Origin of the sequence: Cognatishimia activa (assembly GCF_026016445.1) — a bacterium.
Taxonomy (GTDB): Bacteria; Pseudomonadota; Alphaproteobacteria; order Rhodobacterales; family Rhodobacteraceae; genus Cognatishimia; species Cognatishimia activa_B.
Map to the genome: position 1 here is coordinate 2,683,055 of NZ_CP096147.1, position 16,110 is coordinate 2,699,164.

General features: G+C 54.3%; 16 protein-coding genes. 8 read left to right on the forward strand and 8 right to left on the reverse strand.

Annotated elements, in window-relative coordinates; all coding sequences use genetic code 11:
* Nucleotides 1–65: 65 nt before the first annotated feature.
* Together M0D42_RS13405 and M0D42_RS13410 are read left to right on the forward strand one after the other, a co-directional pair.
* Entirely contained in the window at nucleotides 66–638 is a 573-nt protein-coding gene (locus M0D42_RS13405) for a DUF1285 domain-containing protein (RefSeq protein WP_265019117.1), read from the forward strand.
* Between the two features lie 68 nt (nucleotides 639–706).
* A complete protein-coding gene (locus M0D42_RS13410) occupies nucleotides 707–1,084 on the forward strand; it encodes a VOC family protein (RefSeq protein ID WP_265019118.1) in 378 nt (125 codons plus the stop codon).
* 5 nt (nucleotides 1,085–1,089) lie between these two features.
* Here the strand turns inward: M0D42_RS13410 and polA are convergent, their stop codons facing one another.
* Complete coding sequence (polA, locus tag M0D42_RS13415) at nucleotides 1,090–3,903, reverse strand: DNA polymerase I (RefSeq protein ID WP_265019119.1); 2,814 nt, start codon at nucleotides 3,901–3,903, stop codon at nucleotides 1,090–1,092.
* Nucleotides 3,904–4,088: 185 nt separating this feature from the next.
* On the opposite strand from polA, the gene M0D42_RS13420 reads away from it, so the two are divergent.
* Together M0D42_RS13420 and M0D42_RS13425 are read left to right on the forward strand one after the other, a co-directional pair.
* Complete coding sequence (locus M0D42_RS13420; RefSeq protein ID WP_265019120.1) at nucleotides 4,089–5,144, forward strand: saccharopine dehydrogenase; 1,056 nt, start codon at nucleotides 4,089–4,091, stop codon at nucleotides 5,142–5,144.
* 75 nt (nucleotides 5,145–5,219) lie between these two features.
* Entirely contained in the window at nucleotides 5,220–6,041 is an 822-nt protein-coding gene (locus tag M0D42_RS13425; RefSeq protein ID WP_265019121.1) for an aminoglycoside phosphotransferase family protein, read from the forward strand.
* Here M0D42_RS13425 and M0D42_RS13430 read toward each other — a convergent pair.
* Both M0D42_RS13430 and M0D42_RS13435 read right to left on the reverse strand, forming a co-directional pair.
* Complete coding sequence (locus M0D42_RS13430; RefSeq protein ID WP_419195941.1) at nucleotides 6,038–7,363, reverse strand: lytic murein transglycosylase; 1,326 nt, start codon at nucleotides 7,361–7,363, stop codon at nucleotides 6,038–6,040. The two genes, M0D42_RS13425 and M0D42_RS13430, sit on opposite strands and share 4 nt — an antisense overlap.
* A 69-nt stretch (nucleotides 7,364–7,432) precedes the next feature.
* Nucleotides 7,433–8,134 (reverse strand): helix-turn-helix transcriptional regulator, encoded by a 702-nt coding sequence (locus tag M0D42_RS13435; protein WP_265021157.1) that lies wholly within the window; start codon nucleotides 8,132–8,134, stop codon nucleotides 7,433–7,435.
* Between the two features lie 83 nt (nucleotides 8,135–8,217).
* Between M0D42_RS13435 and M0D42_RS13440 the strand changes: the two genes are divergently transcribed.
* On the forward strand, nucleotides 8,218–8,613 hold the full coding sequence (locus M0D42_RS13440; protein WP_265019122.1) for a DUF1801 domain-containing protein: 396 nt from the start codon (nucleotides 8,218–8,220) through the stop codon (nucleotides 8,611–8,613).
* On the opposite strand, the gene rnr is transcribed toward M0D42_RS13440, so the two are convergent.
* The 4 genes from rnr to dapE are packed head-to-tail and all read right to left on the reverse strand — an operon-like array spanning nucleotide 8,610 to nucleotide 13,039.
* The gene (gene rnr, locus M0D42_RS13445; protein WP_265019123.1) at nucleotides 8,610–10,862 is read right to left on the reverse strand and encodes a ribonuclease R; all 2,253 of its coding nucleotides are present in this window, start codon (nucleotides 10,860–10,862) and stop codon (nucleotides 8,610–8,612) included. The two genes, M0D42_RS13440 and rnr, sit on opposite strands and share 4 nt — an antisense overlap.
* A 31-nt stretch (nucleotides 10,863–10,893) precedes the next feature.
* Nucleotides 10,894–11,478 carry a TIGR04282 family arsenosugar biosynthesis glycosyltransferase gene (locus tag M0D42_RS13450; RefSeq protein ID WP_265019124.1) on the reverse strand — a complete coding sequence of 195 codons (585 nt, stop codon included), beginning with the start codon at nucleotides 11,476–11,478 and terminating at the stop codon, nucleotides 10,894–10,896.
* Nucleotides 11,475–11,897, reverse strand: coding sequence for a GNAT family N-acetyltransferase (locus tag M0D42_RS13455; RefSeq protein WP_265019125.1), 423 nt, complete (start codon nucleotides 11,895–11,897; stop codon nucleotides 11,475–11,477). The genes M0D42_RS13450 and M0D42_RS13455 overlap by 4 nt, the downstream gene beginning before the upstream one ends.
* Nucleotides 11,894–13,039: a succinyl-diaminopimelate desuccinylase gene (gene dapE, locus M0D42_RS13460; RefSeq protein ID WP_265019126.1), complete on the reverse strand. Its 1,146-nt coding sequence runs from the start codon at nucleotides 13,037–13,039 to the stop codon at nucleotides 11,894–11,896. The genes M0D42_RS13455 and dapE overlap by 4 nt, the downstream gene beginning before the upstream one ends.
* A 179-nt stretch (nucleotides 13,040–13,218) precedes the next feature.
* Between dapE and M0D42_RS13465 the strand changes: the two genes are divergently transcribed.
* Both M0D42_RS13465 and M0D42_RS13470 read left to right on the forward strand, forming a co-directional pair.
* On the forward strand, nucleotides 13,219–14,271 hold the full coding sequence (locus M0D42_RS13465; RefSeq protein WP_265019127.1) for a Hint domain-containing protein: 1,053 nt from the start codon (nucleotides 13,219–13,221) through the stop codon (nucleotides 14,269–14,271).
* A 55-nt stretch (nucleotides 14,272–14,326) separates the two neighbouring features.
* Nucleotides 14,327–15,382: a transporter substrate-binding domain-containing protein gene (locus tag M0D42_RS13470; protein ID WP_265019128.1), complete on the forward strand. Its 1,056-nt coding sequence runs from the start codon at nucleotides 14,327–14,329 to the stop codon at nucleotides 15,380–15,382.
* Here the strand turns inward: M0D42_RS13470 and M0D42_RS13475 are convergent.
* Nucleotides 15,371–15,733 carry a hypothetical protein gene (locus tag M0D42_RS13475; protein WP_265019129.1) on the reverse strand — a complete coding sequence of 121 codons (363 nt, stop codon included), beginning with the start codon at nucleotides 15,731–15,733 and terminating at the stop codon, nucleotides 15,371–15,373. The two genes, M0D42_RS13470 and M0D42_RS13475, sit on opposite strands and share 12 nt — an antisense overlap.
* 96 nt (nucleotides 15,734–15,829) lie before the next feature.
* Between M0D42_RS13475 and M0D42_RS13480 the strand changes: the two genes are divergently transcribed.
* Complete coding sequence (locus M0D42_RS13480) at nucleotides 15,830–16,102, forward strand: DUF6525 family protein (RefSeq protein ID WP_265019130.1); 273 nt, start codon at nucleotides 15,830–15,832, stop codon at nucleotides 16,100–16,102.
* Nucleotides 16,103–16,110 lie beyond the last annotated feature (8 nt).

Here is a 16,110-nt window from a genome sequence, read left to right on the forward strand (position 1 = left end):
ACAAATCTCCTGCTTTCTCTATATTTAGGAGAAGTGTATCGCCTGCAGCGGAAATGGCAAAAACTATGACGTCACAAAATGTTGTAAACCTTTCGGCAGACGGAATTGCTGCAAGTGCGAAAAAGGCCAAGGGGCGCGGATTGCCCCCGGTGCACCTGTGGAATCCGCCGTTTTGCGGTGATCTGGACATGCAAATTCTGAAAGATGGTTCATGGATTCACGAGGGTGGCAAAATCAACCGCCCTGAGATGGTTAAGCTGTTTTCATCGATATTGCGCAAAGAGGGTGAGTCGTATTTCCTTGTCACCCCGATCGAAAAGGTCGGAATCACAGTCGAAGACGCGCCCTTCGTCGCCACCGATTTTAGCCACACAGGCGACGCTGACGAGCTGGTACTGACATTTGAAACCCATGTCGGTGACGTCGTTGTTGCCGACAAAGAGCACCCTATCCGGGTTGAGACAAATCCGGACAACAATGAACCTGCCCCCTACGTGATGGTGCGCGCGGGGCTTGAGGCGCGGATTGATCGCAAGACCTTCTATCGCATGGTGGACTTGGGCTGCGAGCAAGATGGCTGGTTCGGCGTCTACTCAAGCGGCGCGTTTTTTCCGCTGATTAGCATGGACCAACTCTGAGCATCATGCCGAAATCTGACAGCGCTTTCAGATAGGTCTTAGCTCCATTCAAATCAGGAGCATTCAGAATGACCTATCCCGTGAAAGACACTGTTGTATGGTGTGAAATCCCCGTAACCGACATGGACGCCGGTGTTGCGTTTTACAGCGCGGTATTTGATTCCCAGATGGAAATCACCGAAATGGGTCCAAACCCCTCTGCGTTCTTTCCAAAGCAAAATGAAGAAGATGTGGCGGGTCACATTTACCCCGGCAAACCAGCGCAAAACGGTGAAGGTATGACAGCGCATTTACATGCGCCGGACACATTGGAAGCCACAGTTGGCCGCGCCCAAAAAGCTGGGGCCCAGATCATCGGACCCATCGTGGATCTACCCTTTGGCCGCTTTCAATATGCGATTGATCCCTTTGGCAACTCGCTGGGGATTTACTCCAAGCTGCGGTGAAGCGCTTAGTGCGCTTCAGACCAGTTGTCGCCTATCCCGGCATCCACAACCAAAGGCACATCCAGTTTCACTGCTGGATCTGCCGCCCCCTGCATGACCTCACGCGCAGCTGCAATAGTGTCATCGACTGCATCTTCAGCCACTTCAAAGATCAATTCGTCATGCACCTGTAGCAACATCTTGGCTGGCAGGTCTTTGATAGCGCTCGGCATACGGATCATCGCGCGGCGAATGATATCTGCAGCTGTGCCTTGGATCGGTGCGTTGATCGCTGCACGCGCTGCAAAGCCAGCATGCGGCCCCTTGGCATTGATTTGCGGCATGTGGATTTTGCGCCCAAAGAGTGTCTCAACATAGAGGTTTTCTTTTGCGAAAGCCTTGGTGTCATCCATGTAAGTACGAATGCCCGGGAAACGCTCGAAATAGCGTGTAATGAACGCTTGCGCCTCTCCACGCGCGATATGCAGATTGCGCGCCAACCCAAAAGCCGAGATGCCGTAGATCACACCGAAGTTGATCGCCTTGGCCTGACGGCGCACGTCTGGCGTCATTTCATCGAGTGGCACGTCAAACATCTCGGACGCAGTCATGGCATGGATGTCATGGCCGTCTTTGAACGCCTGTTTCAACGCGTCGATGCCAGCGATATGTGCCAGAATGCGCAATTCGATCTGGCTGTAGTCGAGACTGATCAGCTTATTGCCCGGCGCGGCCACAAAGGCTTCACGGATGCGACGGCCATCTTCAGTCCGCACAGGGATGTTCTGCAGGTTCGGATCGTTTGAAGAGAACCGCCCGGTGTTGGCACCGATCTGCGAATATGACGTGTGCACGCGACCTGTATCCGGATCTATGTGTTCCTGCAGTGCATCCGTGTAGGTCGATTTCAACTTTTGCAACTGACGGTAATCCAAAACCCGACGTGGGAAATCATGCTGTGCTGCAAGGTCTTCCAAGACATCTGCAGGTGTCGACCATTGGCCGGTTTTGGTTTTCTTGCCGCCTTCCAATTCGAGGTCTTCAAACAGGATTTGACCAACCTGTGCCGGGGATTGAACGTTGAACGACTTGCCCGCCATCTCATGTAATTCGGATTCATATTGCGCCATCTTCTGGGCAAATGAATTGGACATACGGCTGAGCGTGTCACGATCCACCTGCACCCCGTGCATCTCCATTTCAGACAGCACCGGCACCAATGGTCGTTCCAGCGTCTCGTAAACTGTCGTGACTTTCTTCTGGTGCAATTGCGGCTTCAGGAGTTGCCAAAGACGCAAAGTGATGTCCGCGTCCTCTGCCGCGTATTTGACGGCATCCTCAAGCGGTACCTTGTCGAAGGTGATCGCGGATTTACCAGTGCCTAGCAGGGATTTGATCGAGATTGGCTTATGGCTTAGGTACGTCTCGCTCAGCGTATCCATCCCGTGATTATGGATGCCCGCATTCATCGCGTAGGACATCAGCATAGTGTCATCAATCGGCGCAACCGACACGCCGTAGCGTTTGAAAATCTTGCAGTCGTATTTCGCGTTCTGGAAGATTTTCATTACTGCTGGGTCTTCAAGAAGTGGCTTCAGCATCGCCACAGCTTCTTCCAGATTCATCTGCCCTTCAGCCAACTCATCGCTGCCAAAGAGATCGTCGGCGTCGCCCTTCTTGTGGGCCAAAGGAATGTAGCAGGCCTCTCCGGCTTCAACGCAAAGTGAGATGCCCACCAAATCGACCTGCATTTCGTTGAGACCAGTGGTTTCCGTGTCCACTGCAATCCAGCCGCGTTTGTGCGCCTTGTCAATCCAGGTTTCCAGCTCTGCCGCGGTGCTGACGTGCTGGTACTTCTCAACGTCAATTGGCAAAGCTTCTGGCGCGTCAGCCACACTTTCAGATTTCGGCGCTTCCGCGATAACCGGTGCTTCGACCCCCAGTTGATCTGCGATGCGTTTTGCGAGCGTGCGGAATTCCATCTCGGCGAGGAAATCCATGAGCTGCTCCGACATTGGATCCTGCACTTCGAGGCTTTCCAATGTGAAGTCGAGATCCATCTCGCAATCAAGTTGAACAAGGCGTTTGGACAATTCGATCTGATCACGTTTCTCGATCAGTGTCTGGCGGCGTTTCGGCTGTTTAATTTCTTCGGCGCGGTCCAGAAGGGTTTCCAGATCGCCAAATTCATTAATCAGCAGCGCGGCCGTTTTGATCCCAATACCAGGTGCGCCTGGCACGTTATCGACACTGTCACCTGCAAGCGCCTGTACGTCGACGACGCGCTCTGGTCCGACGCCGAATTTCTCATGAACTCCGTCACGATCAATGCGCTTGTTCTTCATGGCGTCGAGCATCTCGACACCATCGCCGACCAACTGCATCAGGTCTTTGTCGGAACTGATAATCGTGCATCGCCCACCGGCATCGCGTGCCTGACAGGCCAATGTTGCAATGATGTCATCGGCTTCAAAGCCTTCAACTTCTTTGCAAGCAATGTTGAAAGCACGCGTGGCGTCGCGAGTCAGCGGGAACTGCGGCACAAGATCTTCCGGCGCTGGCGGACGGTTCGCTTTGTATTGATCATACATCTCATTGCGGAAGGACTTGCCTGAATAGTCAAAAATCACAGCCACATGCGTTGGCGCATCCGGCCCTGTGTTTCCTTCCACATAGCGATGCAACATGTTGCAGAAACCCGCTACGGCACCAATCGGCAATCCGTCAGACTTTCGTGTCAACGGCGGCAGCGCGTGATAGGCGCGGAAGATAAAGGCCGAACCGTCAATCAGATGCAGATGGCAGCCTTTGCCAAACTTAGTTTCGCCCGTTTCCGCCATGTCGCGCTCCCTGTTTGCCGGAACCACTTTTGCCATGCATAACCGCGCTCGGCCAGTGCCGAATTGCGACTGAATAGCTGCTCCTGACAACTTCTGGAAAACCACTTTGTCACAACGCATTCGAAATCAGTTTGAAATCGCCCCTGCCTTTGATCTATGCCAGTTCAACAACTAGGAACCACATCATGACACATCTTTGGGTACGAGCAGAACAACGCGACAATGAAGACCGGGTTGGCCTGACGCCAGAAGGTGCTGCAGCCCTGATCGGAGCAGGGATCCGGGTGTCTGTCGAAGAAAGCGGGTCGCGCATTGTCCCAATTGAGGGATACCGCGACGCGGGGTGTGAGATTGTCGCTGAGAACTCCTGGCCCAGCGCACCGCAGGATGCGATCATCTTTGGGCTGAAAGAGCTGCCTGATGACGGAACTCCGCTGCCGCATCGCCACATCATGTTTGGCCATGCCTTTAAAGGGCAATTTTCGGGCCAAGCTCTGTTGAAGCGCTTCAAGGCCGGAGGCGGAACACTTTACGATCTGGAATATCTTGTTGACGACTCTGGCCGCCGTGTTGCGGCTTTTGGCTACTGGGCCGGATTTGCGGGATCCGCTGTCAGCCTGAAATGCTGGATAGCTCAACAACAGGGCGGCGTTTGTGGCCCAGTTGGCGCCTATCCCAACAAAGACGCTCTACTGGCCGAATTAAAAGCGGACGTCAAAGCGCAGAACACGGATGCGCTAAACGCGATTGTCATCGGTGCATTAGGCCGCGTAGGCAGCGGCGCGGCGGATTTGTTTACAGAAATGGGCGTTCCGGTGACCAAATGGGATATGGCAGAGACCGCCAACGGTGGCCCTTTCCCGGAAATCCTAGACCATGACCTCTTCATCAATTGCATCTTTGCGCGTCCAGGAACGCCTGTCTTCGTGCCGCAATCGGCAAAATCCGAGGACAGACGCCTGAGTGTCATCGGGGATGTCGCCTGCGATCCGGACAGCGATTACAATCCAGTGCCGGTTTATGATCGTGCAACAACCTGGGATGCCCCTGCGCTGCGCGTACACGACACGCCGCCGCTTGATGTCATGGCGATCGACAACCTGCCATCGATGTTGCCTTTGGAAAGCTCTGAAGACTACGCGGGCCAGCTTCTGCCAACCCTTCTGACCCTTGGCGATCTAGGCGATGGCGTGTGGGTACGGGCTCAGACTGAATTTGCCACCCACATTTCCAAGGTCTAGAGCAATGTGCTTCTATAACGGTCCCTTCGTTTGATCCTGTCGCATCCCCTTCCCCCGGCGTCCGTGCGCGCGAAAGTGACAAAGCTTCTGCCTTGGTCAGAAGAAGGAAACTGGCACACGCTCTTTGGCGGACGGACAAATGCGGCATGGCAGGTTGTGGGACCGGAGAACGAAGTGCCCGCTGTTTTAAAGCTCTACAGGTCAGAAGCAGAAAACCCGCTCTTTCCCAATGATCCGAGAGCTGAAGCGACGATGTTGCAGCACTTGCAAGGTCAAGACATCGCGCCAAACCTGATCGCGGCCTTTTCTGTCGAGAATATGGATTGCAACCTGTATCACGCTTTGGATGGTGAACGGTGGACCGCAGGCGTATTTGAAGTTGCGCAACTAATCCAACGCCTGCACGCCGTCCGGCCGCCTTCGGGGCTGCGCCAGTCCGCAAATGGCACCGAAGCAATCATGGCTCAGGCAAGTTCCATTTTGGCAGCCGCAGGCGCGGAATTGGAACTCCCTTCAGGCCTCGAATTGATCAGCGTTCCACCTTCGAAAAAGACTGTTCTACTGCACTGCGATATTGTGCCGGGCAATCTCATACAGGGGTCCGACGGACTTCGACTGATTGACTGGCAATGCCCTGCTATCGGTGATGCATCAGAAGATCTTGCGGTGTTCCTCTCTCCGGCGATGCAACTACTTTATCGCGGAGAGCCGCTATCGCTTGAAGAAGAAAATAGCTTCCTGACCAGCTTCTCCCAAGATCAACAGAACAGGTTCCGCGCACTAGCACCAGCCTATCACTACCGCATGGCAGCCTATTGCCTTTGGCAAATGTCACGAGGTCGGATGGAATATGAAGACGCCTTGCAAGTCGAGCTTGCTGCGCTCAACCGATCCTAGCGTAGTCGCTTCAAGATCGTCAAAGAGGCGTAACCGTCCGGCTCCAATCCTTCTGAACGTTGGTAACTGCGTACCGCATCAATGGTCAGTGGTCCGATTTTACCGTCGATCTTAACGGTATCAAAGCCAGCAGCCGTCAGTCGGCGCTGTAGCTCCTTGCGTTCCGAGAAGGTCAGAGCCCTGTCTTCACGCGGCCAGCGCGCTTTGATCTTGCCACCACCCTTGATGCGATCACTCAAGTGGCCCACGCCGATCACATAGGCATCGGCTGTGTTGTAGCGTTCAATCGCGTCGAAATTTTTAAAGATCAAAAAGGCTGCACCTTTATGGCCTGCAGGTAGTAGCAACGACGCTTGGCCATAGTTTTTGACAGATCGGCCGTCCAGACCCTTCACACCAAGTGCGCCCCATTCGCTAGGCCGTTTCTTGATCCCCCGATTGGCGAGCGCGTAGTTGAACCCACGCGGCAAGGTGACTTCAACCCCCCAGGGCTGCCCGCTGACCCAACCAGAGCGTTTCAGATAAGCGGCGGTTGATGCCAAGGCATCGGCAGGATTGTCAGACCAGATGTCACGCTTGCCATCGCCCGTGAAATCCACGGCGAAGGCCAGATAGGAGGTCGGAATAAATTGCGTGTGCCCCATGGCACCGGCCCAGCTGCCCACCATATTTCGAGGTGCCGTGTCACCGCTTTGCAGGATTTTCAGGGCAGCAAAAAGCTGCTGCTCAAAAAAGCGACCCCGTCGCCCATCGAAGGCCAATGTCGCCAAAGCTTCGATGATCGGAACATCCCCACGCACGGCACCATAGGCGCTTTCTAATCCCCAAACCGCAACGACGACTTCTTTATCGACACCGTATTTGCGTTCGATGGCCTCAAGCGTTTTACGCTGTTTGCGCAGCGCCGCCTTGCCGTTTTTCACACGGCTGTCAGAGGCGGCGGAGTCCAGATATTCCCAAAGTGTTTTGGTGAATTCGGATTGGTTTCGATCCCGCCGGACAACGTCGGCGTTGTATTTGACGCCTCTGAAGGCGCGATCCAGCACGGATTTGGAAATCCCCTGGCGGGCTGCTTTCGCTTTATAGGCTCTGATCCACGCCTCAAACCGAGCATTCGCTGGAGTGATTTGAGGACCTAATGAATCTGGCCTCAAAACGGGACGCAAAACTGGCTGCACAGTAGCGGTAACCTGTGTCACGGTACTTTCCGGCGAGACCCGAAGGACAGGCCGCAAAGATTGTTCCGGCGCAGTCGCACCCAGGAATGAAGGATAAAATACCAGAGCACCTATCAGCACTCGCTTGAAAAAATTCGCTGCCATAATTCGACTCACCGCTCACTCTGAGACCAGTCTACCCAGAATTGCAGAAAATCGAGAACCGATAAGTGACTAATGACCGCGTTCCAGCGCTTCGACGCGCATTTTTTCCCAATATTGCCTTAACAGGCTGACCCGTCGGGGGCGGAAACATTCATCCATGATGTCTAAATCATCCATCCGATCCAATCGGAACACCCTGAAATCATTACGCAAATGACACCAACCAACCAGACAGTGGCTAGATTGCATGAAGACAATGGATAGCGGATAGACCTCTCGGCTGGTTTTTGCGCCCATCACATCAGAATAGTCAAAACGAATGCGGCGTTCATCCCAAGCTGCGCGACGCAGCACCCCTGCATCAACATTTGGTGCAGGCGGTGGGTTATAACTTTTGGCAGTCAGAACTGCGTGTTTCAATCGCCGCGACTGACCTTCCGGCAGGCGTGCACCGAGCTTCGCTAGCGCAGACTCAGCCCCTTTCGCCAAAGATGGGTCACCCACCTGCATCACCTCGCGGAGCCCCAAAACCAGCGCTTCGAGTTCCTCGTCTTCAAACCCAAGTGGTGGCAAGGTAGCGTCTTCGATCAGCGTATAACCAAACCCCGCTTCGCCATCGATCACTGCCCCAAGCCCCCGCAAGCTTTCGATGTCGCGATACATTGTTCGGATCGAAACGTTGGTTTCGTCCGCAAGGCGTTCTGCCGTGACGGGGGAAGGCAAGCTTCGCAAAGCTTGCATCAGCTGAAAGAGGCGCGCGGTACGTGACATAGAGGCTGTATAGTTCATCACTCCTGCCAAAATTTGGCAAGAGTGTCTGAAATAAGCAGTTCAAACAATGGATGAGCTGCGACGTGAAATTTGAAGACAAAGCCATTGCCGAGGTGTTCGAAGCCTTTCCACCCGACACGCAGTCAGGCTTGCTAAAGCTGCGTGCATTGATTTTCGACGTTGCCAGCGAGACACCGGAAATTGGGCGGCTGCAAGAGGTCCTGCGGTGGGGCCAACCGAGTTACATCACACCCGACAGAAAATCCGCAACGACAATCCGCCTTGGCACACACAAACAAGCGCGCTTCGCCATCTTTGCCCATTGCCAGTCAAACGTCATTTCCGACTACGCAACGCGGTTTCCCGGCTGGGATCGCATTGACGGAAATCGCGCGGTTCTGTTTGACACGGTTGAACAGATCGAGCCCGTCCGCCTGAGATCATTGATCAAAGACGCGTTGACCTATCATCTGCGTTAGCGCCGTTTCCGTGCCACCTTGCGTTTGGTTTTCATGGCCTTCTTTTTGGCAGCGGACATTTTACGCTTCGTGGGGCGGCCACGACCTGACCGGCGTGCCTGCGATGGTCGCTGACCATTCAGCTCCAAGAGCTCGAGAATGACCCCGCCGGTCACGGGCGCCGCTTCTGCCAGTCTGACAACAACCCGTTGTCCAAGCCCTATCGTCAACCCGGTGTCGCTCCCGGTGAGAGTATTGCTCTCAGGATCAAAGCGGAAATATTCATTGCCCAGATCGCGCATCGGGATCAGGCCGTCTGCACCGGTTTCGTCGAGCTTCACGAAAACACCAAACCTCGCGATGCCGCTGATCTTGCCGGGAAACTCGTTGCCCAGCCGTTCGCTCAGATAGGCCGCCAGATACCGATCTGTCGTGTCGCGCTCTGCCAACATCGACCGACGCTCGGTTTCCGAGATATGGTTGGCGGTTTGCTCAAGATTTTCAATATCTTGCGGAGTCAGCCCATCATCGCCCCAACCATGAGACGACACCAAGGCTCGGTGCACGATCAAATCCGAATACCGACGAATGGGCGATGTGAAATGCGCATAGGACTTTAGCGCCAACCCAAAGTGCCCGAAATTGCTGGGCGAGTAGTAGGCCTGCGTCATCGAGCGCAAAGTCGTCAGGTTGATCAGCTCAGCCTCATCCGTACCAAGTGCATCTTTCAGCAATTTGTTCAGATGTCGGGTTTGCAGCACCTGCCCCTTGGCCAGGTTCAATCCGGATGAGCGAGCGACATCGCGAAGGCTATCCAGTTTCTCTGGACTTGGCTCTTCGTGAACGCGGAACAGAAGCGGAGACTTCTTTGCATTCAACGTTTCGGCAGCCGCCACATTGGCGAGGATCATAAATTCTTCGATCAGGCGATGCGCATCCAAGCGTTCTTTGAAATTGACCGAGGCCACTTCGCCTTTGTCAGTCAGGACGATTTTGCGTTCCGGCAGGTCGAGTTCCAACGGTTGCCGTTCAGCACGAGCGATTTTGGTCGCCTCATAGGCCTCATACAGCGGATTAATGATTTCATCCATCAACTCCGCACAGCGCGCGTTCGGGTTGCCATCACGCGCCTCTTGAACTTCTTCATAGTTCAGAGAAGCAACGGATTTCATCATACCGCGCACAAACCGGTGACCAATCTTATGGCCCTGCGCGTCGAGCTTCATACGCACGGCCATACAGGCACGTGGAACACCCTCATGCAGCGAACACAGGTCACCCGACAAGCGGTCCGGCAACATTGGCACCACTCGGTCCGGGAAGTAGCTCGAGTTGCCGCGCTTCTTGGCTTCACGATCCAGATCAGACCCCGGCGTCACGTAATGGGCAACATCTGCGATCGCGACCCAGACGATATGTCCGCCGATGTTTTCAGGGTCATCATCCGTATGCGCCCAGCAGGCATCATCGTGATCCCGCGCATCCGCCGGGTCGATGGTGACCAATGGCATTGTGCGCAGGTCAGTGCGGTCTCCAAGCGGGGCTGGCTTGGCGGCGTCTGCTTCTGCAATCACCCCGTCAGGGAAAGCGTCCGGGATGCCATGCTGGTGGATGGCGATCAGCGACACAGCCTTTGGCGCCGTCGGGTCCCCTAGACGCGATACGATTTTGGCCTTGGGCAATCCCATCCGAGATTTCGGGCCGATCTGTTCACCTTCGACAAGTTCGCCATCTTTGGCCCCGTTGACCTGCCCATCAGGCACAGACCATTCCTTGTCTGTCCCCTTGTCGATTGGGATAATGCGACCGCCTTCAGTGCCTTTGCGGAACAGTCCCAATACCTTCTTTGGGTTGGTGCCGATCCGGCGGATCATCCGCCCCTCGTAGGCATGCGCCTCACCAGAAACCTCGGTCAGACGCGCCAGTACGCGGTCGCCTTCGCCCAGTGCAGGGTCTGAGGCGCGTTCAATCATGAGAATGACCGGCTCTTCGCCCTCTCCTTCCCACTCCATAGGACGTGCCAGCACGTCCCCGTCTGAATCCGGGCCCAATATCTGCAATACGCTGACTGGCGGCAGTTGATCCGGATCACGATAGCTGCGGCTGCGTTTGCGCAGGTGACCTTCCGCTTCCAGCTCGCGCAGGATGCGTTTCAGATCAATCCGCGCAGCGCCTTTGATGCCAAAAGCCTTGGCAATGTCGCGCTTGCTGGTAAGGGTCGGGTTTTCAGAAATCCACTCGAGAATCTCTGCTTTGGTGGGCATTTTCATAAATGCGCCCTAACACGTGCGCTTCGGCGCGTCACCGGGAAAGCGATTTCAGATCTGCAAGGGTGTCAACATCGCGCAAAGTTGCGACTTCAGTGATACGCAGTTTGCCCATCGAGCGTTTACTGTCTGCCAATGCATGTTCTGTAGACCAACGAACGCCGTCAAAGAGTGTCGTCGGCACTGGGCTGACACGTTTCATACCGACAAGCCAATAGCCGCCATCATCCGCTGGACCAAAGACGGCATCGTGGTTGCCCAGCGCGTCAAACGCTTCAGAAATGCGTGCTTGCGTGATGCCGGGGATGTCCGCGCCAATGATGCAGACCGGCCCGGATGGAAGCCCACGAAAAACCCCAGCCATGCGAGCGCCTAGGTCGCCAGAACCCTGTGGGATGCGCGCAAAATGAGCCGGCCAGACCCGGCTCGACATACCCGCAATATCTGGCGCGACTGCCAGAACGACATCCCATTTTGGAGATTCAATCCGTCTTAGAAGCGCGCTGACCTGATGGCGGAACCACCACGCTGATGCCGTTAAGCCAATGTCTTTGCCCAAACGCGTTTTCACGCGCCCCGGACGGGGTTCCTTGACCATGACGACAAGCGTTTTTCTCACAGAATAATTTCCATCTCGCGGTGGGGAATTCCGGCGTCGTCATAAGTCGGGCCGCAGACTTTGAAGCCGAGCTTTTCATAAAACCCGATCGCATATTCCTGCGCGCCGAGCGCAATGCGATCAATATCTCCACGCGCTTTCAAGACCTCAGCACTGTGGTTGACAATGGCGGCCCCAAGCCCGGTTCCACGATGGGATTTCAAGACGCAGATACGCCCGATCTTTCCGGTGGTGCCCGAAATCAAAAGCCGCGCGGTACCCACCGGCTCGCCATTGTCCCGCGCCAAAATATGAACTCCGACACCATCGAGATTGTCGATTTCATCTTCTTCAGAGATGCCCTGCTCCACTATGAAAACAGCGCGCCGCAGGGCGACACAGGCGTCGATGTCATCGGTTACGGAGATGTCCCAAGTCACGCGAAATAGTCTTTCAGGATACGAGTGTAGATGTCCTTTAGCTGGTGGATTTGCGCAACCGGGACATTTTCATCCACCTGATGCATGCTTTTGCCTACAAGACCAAACTCCACTACCGGGCAATGATGCTGAACAAAACGCGCATCTGAGGTACCGCCGCTGGTCGACAGTTCAGGCGTCACGCCAGTTTCAGCAACGACAGCCTTCGCCACCATGTCAGACAGGGCGCCCGGAGGCGTGATGAAGCTTTCGCCAGAAATCTTGATATCAACATCAATCTCGATGCCAGTGGCCACTTCGGTCTCTTTGACCAGTTTTTCAATCCAGTCACTCAAGCTCGAACCAGAATGTGCGTCATTGAAACGAATGTTCACCGTCGCTTTGCACTCGGCTGGGATCACATTGGTCGCTGGATTGCCCGCATCCATGGTGACAATCGCCAAGGTCGAGGCATCAAAGTGTTCTGTGCCTTGATCAAGCTCATGTGTTGCGAAGGTGTTCATCAGCTGCGCCATCGCATTGAGCGGGTTCTTCGCGCGGTGTGGGTAAGCGGAATGGCCTTGAATGCCTTTGAATGTAAACCAAGCGGTCATGGATCCACGACGCCCGATTTTCATCATTTCACCCATTTCGTTCGGGCATGTTGGTTCGCCGACCAGGCAAACCGACATTTTTTCCTGTTCGGCATCCATATAGTCGAGCAAGGCGGTGGTCCCATGCAAAGCATCCGCTTCTTCATCACCAGTGATAGTCAGGATGATCGCGCCTTCTAGTGGAGTCTCCTGCACCAGATCGACCGCTGCGGCCGCGAAGGCTGCTACGCCGGATTTCATGTCTGTCGCGCCACGCCCATACATGATGCCATTTTCAACCACAGCGCCGAATGGCGGCTTGGTCCACGCAGCTTCATCGCCAACAGGAACAACGTCTGTATGGCCGTTGAAACCAAATGTCTTGGCGTGACCTTTTTCACCCCAACGGGCAAAAAGGTTTGAAATCCCGCCGCGATCCACACGCTGACATTCAAAACCAGCCTTGCTCAGCAGGGCCTCCAAACGGACCAACGCTCCGCCTTCCTCCGGTGTCACCGAAGGGCATTTGATCAAATCAGCTGTTAGAGCCGCCGCGTCGATTTTTGGCATGTTGTCCTCGTCGTGTTTGCCCAAAAGGCCTAGCCTGAAATCCCGGGCGGTGCAAACACCAGAAAGACCTATCGCGTTCAACAAATTGCGTGTTAGAATCTGACAAAACAACAATCGCCCAAAACGGGACGAGCAGTCATGATCAATACTTTGAATTCTCTTCACGAGAGGGTTTCGCGATGACCTGGATTGGACTTGCGGACCAACGGTCGCATTCTGTCGCCACCTTTGAAGATGATGCCCCACTGCAGCAAGGGACGCTCATCCTCGAAACCAATGTCGCGCCTCACACCAAACCTCAGACAATTCTGGGATTGGAACTCAGAGGCGCGGATGTCTGTGATCTGTCCATTCAGGCGATGCCCGGTGGTGGTATTCACTTCCTTCTCAGAAGCGATAGCGAGATCATCCACGCAGCGCTGCTGCACGACGCTGAAGATCAGGCGAACTTGCTGCGTATCAGCTATTCTTGGGATATGGGCCGTTTAAAGGGGCGCTTGGTGATTGAACGTCCAGGCACCAATAAGCTGTACCTACGCGAGATTGAGCGCCCATTACCCTTGTCACTACGCGCCATTCGATCCTTGATTGAACCCTCTGGTCGCCGACATATATGCGAAGATCTTGTCTTTCTTGCGGTTTCCAACGTCGTTGAACCGATTGGCCCTATGCCAGCGCTATGCCCGCAGACGCCGATCCAGACGCCTGATGGAATGAAACTTGCCGGGGACTTCAAGCGCGGAGACCTCATCACCTCATTGAACGGAGATGCGATCCCGGTCTTGCAGGTCCTGCGCAAAACACTGCCAGCGCGTGGATCATTCCAACCGGTCCGCCTGCGAGCCCCCTATTTTGGGCTCACACAAGACATCGTGGTCACGCCCGAAGCGCGGCTGGTGGTTGGAGGTACTCAAGTTGAATACCTCTTTGGATCTGAAAACGTATTGGTTCCGGTGAAACATCTGACCTCAGCGGCATCAGCCAGCTTTGAAGGTGACCACAACCTTGTCACCTACGTGCAGCTACTGCTTCCAGATCACGAACCCATAACGGCTGGGGGCACAGCGATTGAAAGCCTCAGTATCGGCCGGATGCGTCGCAAGAAACAGCTTCTTGATGCAACACTCTTAGGTGCATTTGATCCACACACTCTACCTGAGCATTCAAAAACCGTGTTTCCAGTGCTCAAAAACTACGAAGCTGTCACTCTTGCAAAGCTGCGTGCTGCATAAGTGTTGATCTGATGAAGGCGATTGAGTAGGCCCAAGGGCGACCTAGGAAAACCCCATGCTCTACCGCTATCTCATTTTATTTGTTTGGTTTATTTGCGGCGCGATGAGTGCGGCGGCGCAAACGATTACAGTGGCGACTGTCGAACGTATGCCGTTTTCGTTTCAAGAAGAAGGTGCTGCGGATGGGTTTTCAATCGAACTTTGGGATCTCATCGCAAAAGACTTAGACCGGCCGTTCGACGTCACCTATTATGACAGTTTTGCTGAGATGCTATCCGCTGTAGAGAGCGGAGCAGCCGACGCGGCAATCGCTAATATTTCGATCACTGCAGCACGCGAGCAACGCATGGATTTCACGCATCCGATATTTGAAAGCGGCTTGCAAATCATGGTGCCCAAGAATGGTTCAGAGATTTCGCCTCTTTGGAAGGCTTTTGCATCAACTGATCTCCTGATCGCCATTTGCCTTGCCTTTGCCATGCTCTTTGGTGGCGGCATGTTGATGTGGGTTTTTGAGCGAAAAGCGCAGCCCTATTTTGATCGCCCTGCAAACGAAGCAATGTTTCCCAGCTTCTGGTGGGCGCTCAATCTTGTGGTCAACGGCGGTTTTGAAGAGCGTGTACCTCGGTCATTCTTTGGACGGATATTTGCAGTTCTCTTAGTACTTTCGTCGCTGTTTATCGTCTCGGTCTTCGTTGCTCGCATCACTGCCGCAATGACAGTCGAAGCCATCAATGAAAATATCACATCAGTGAATGATCTTTACGGCCGGGACGTCGCCACAATCGAAGGCTCGACTGCGGCAAATTTCTTGTCAAACCGAGATATCGACTATGTTGGTGCCAATGACTTGAATGAACTGAATACACGCTTTGAAGCGCTGGACTTTGATGCTGTTGTTTTCGACGCGCCGGTATTGGCTTTCTATGCGCGCACCACGGGCAAAGAGCACGCGGATCTGGCCGGCCCCATTTTCTTAAGAGAGAACTATGGCATCGCAGTGCCGAGCAATAGCCCGCTGAAAGAACCTATTAACCAGAGCTTGCTCAAGCTGCGTGAGAACGGGGAATATGACCGACTTCACGCAAAGTGGTTTGGATCACTGAACTAGATCGTCGCTTGCCGCTTCTTCGCCGTTAAAGAACGGTGTCATCTGCGCCACCACAACAGAGTTCTCATCAAGCGCGCGCTGCATCAACTGACGCTCGTCATCGTGAATTTCGTGACCCTGAGCCTCACGCTCAGCCAATGTGCCGTAGCCTGTCACATCCAGAGGGGCCAAATCCGCCTGCTTTAAAATAGCCACCGTTTCGCGCACGGCTTCAGCTTCATCCACACCTGAAGCGTAGATCATCAGGGCGCCACCCGTGGCGTCCTTTGGCAGTCCGTCGCCATCCTTACGGCCCACTTGAACGAGAAGCGTATAGACTTGCTGGCGGGATTTTTTCTTTGGCTTATCCATGGTTCCTCCTTGAAAGTCTGGCCTCTGAAAGTCAAGTTGCATTCAATTTTTACTATTGTTACGTTATCACGTATCGATATTAAATTCCCGCGAGCCATGCCTAAGAATCTGAATACACACCTGCGTCGCCGCCGACGTAAGGCAAACCCAATGGCGGAATTTGACGCTCTGCCTAGCGAACTGCGCATGTGGCTAGCAGATGCTGCTTTGCCGTGGTCTCCACACTCGGTACGCAAACTTTGGCAAAAAGCATTGCGTCAATCCGGTGGCCAATCGGATCAAGCATTAGCCTTCATGACCTCCTGCGAAGACCGCGCCATAAAAAAAGACGCGCCCAAAGTCTGGAGCGCGTCTTATCCAATGTCGTAGAGCGAAGC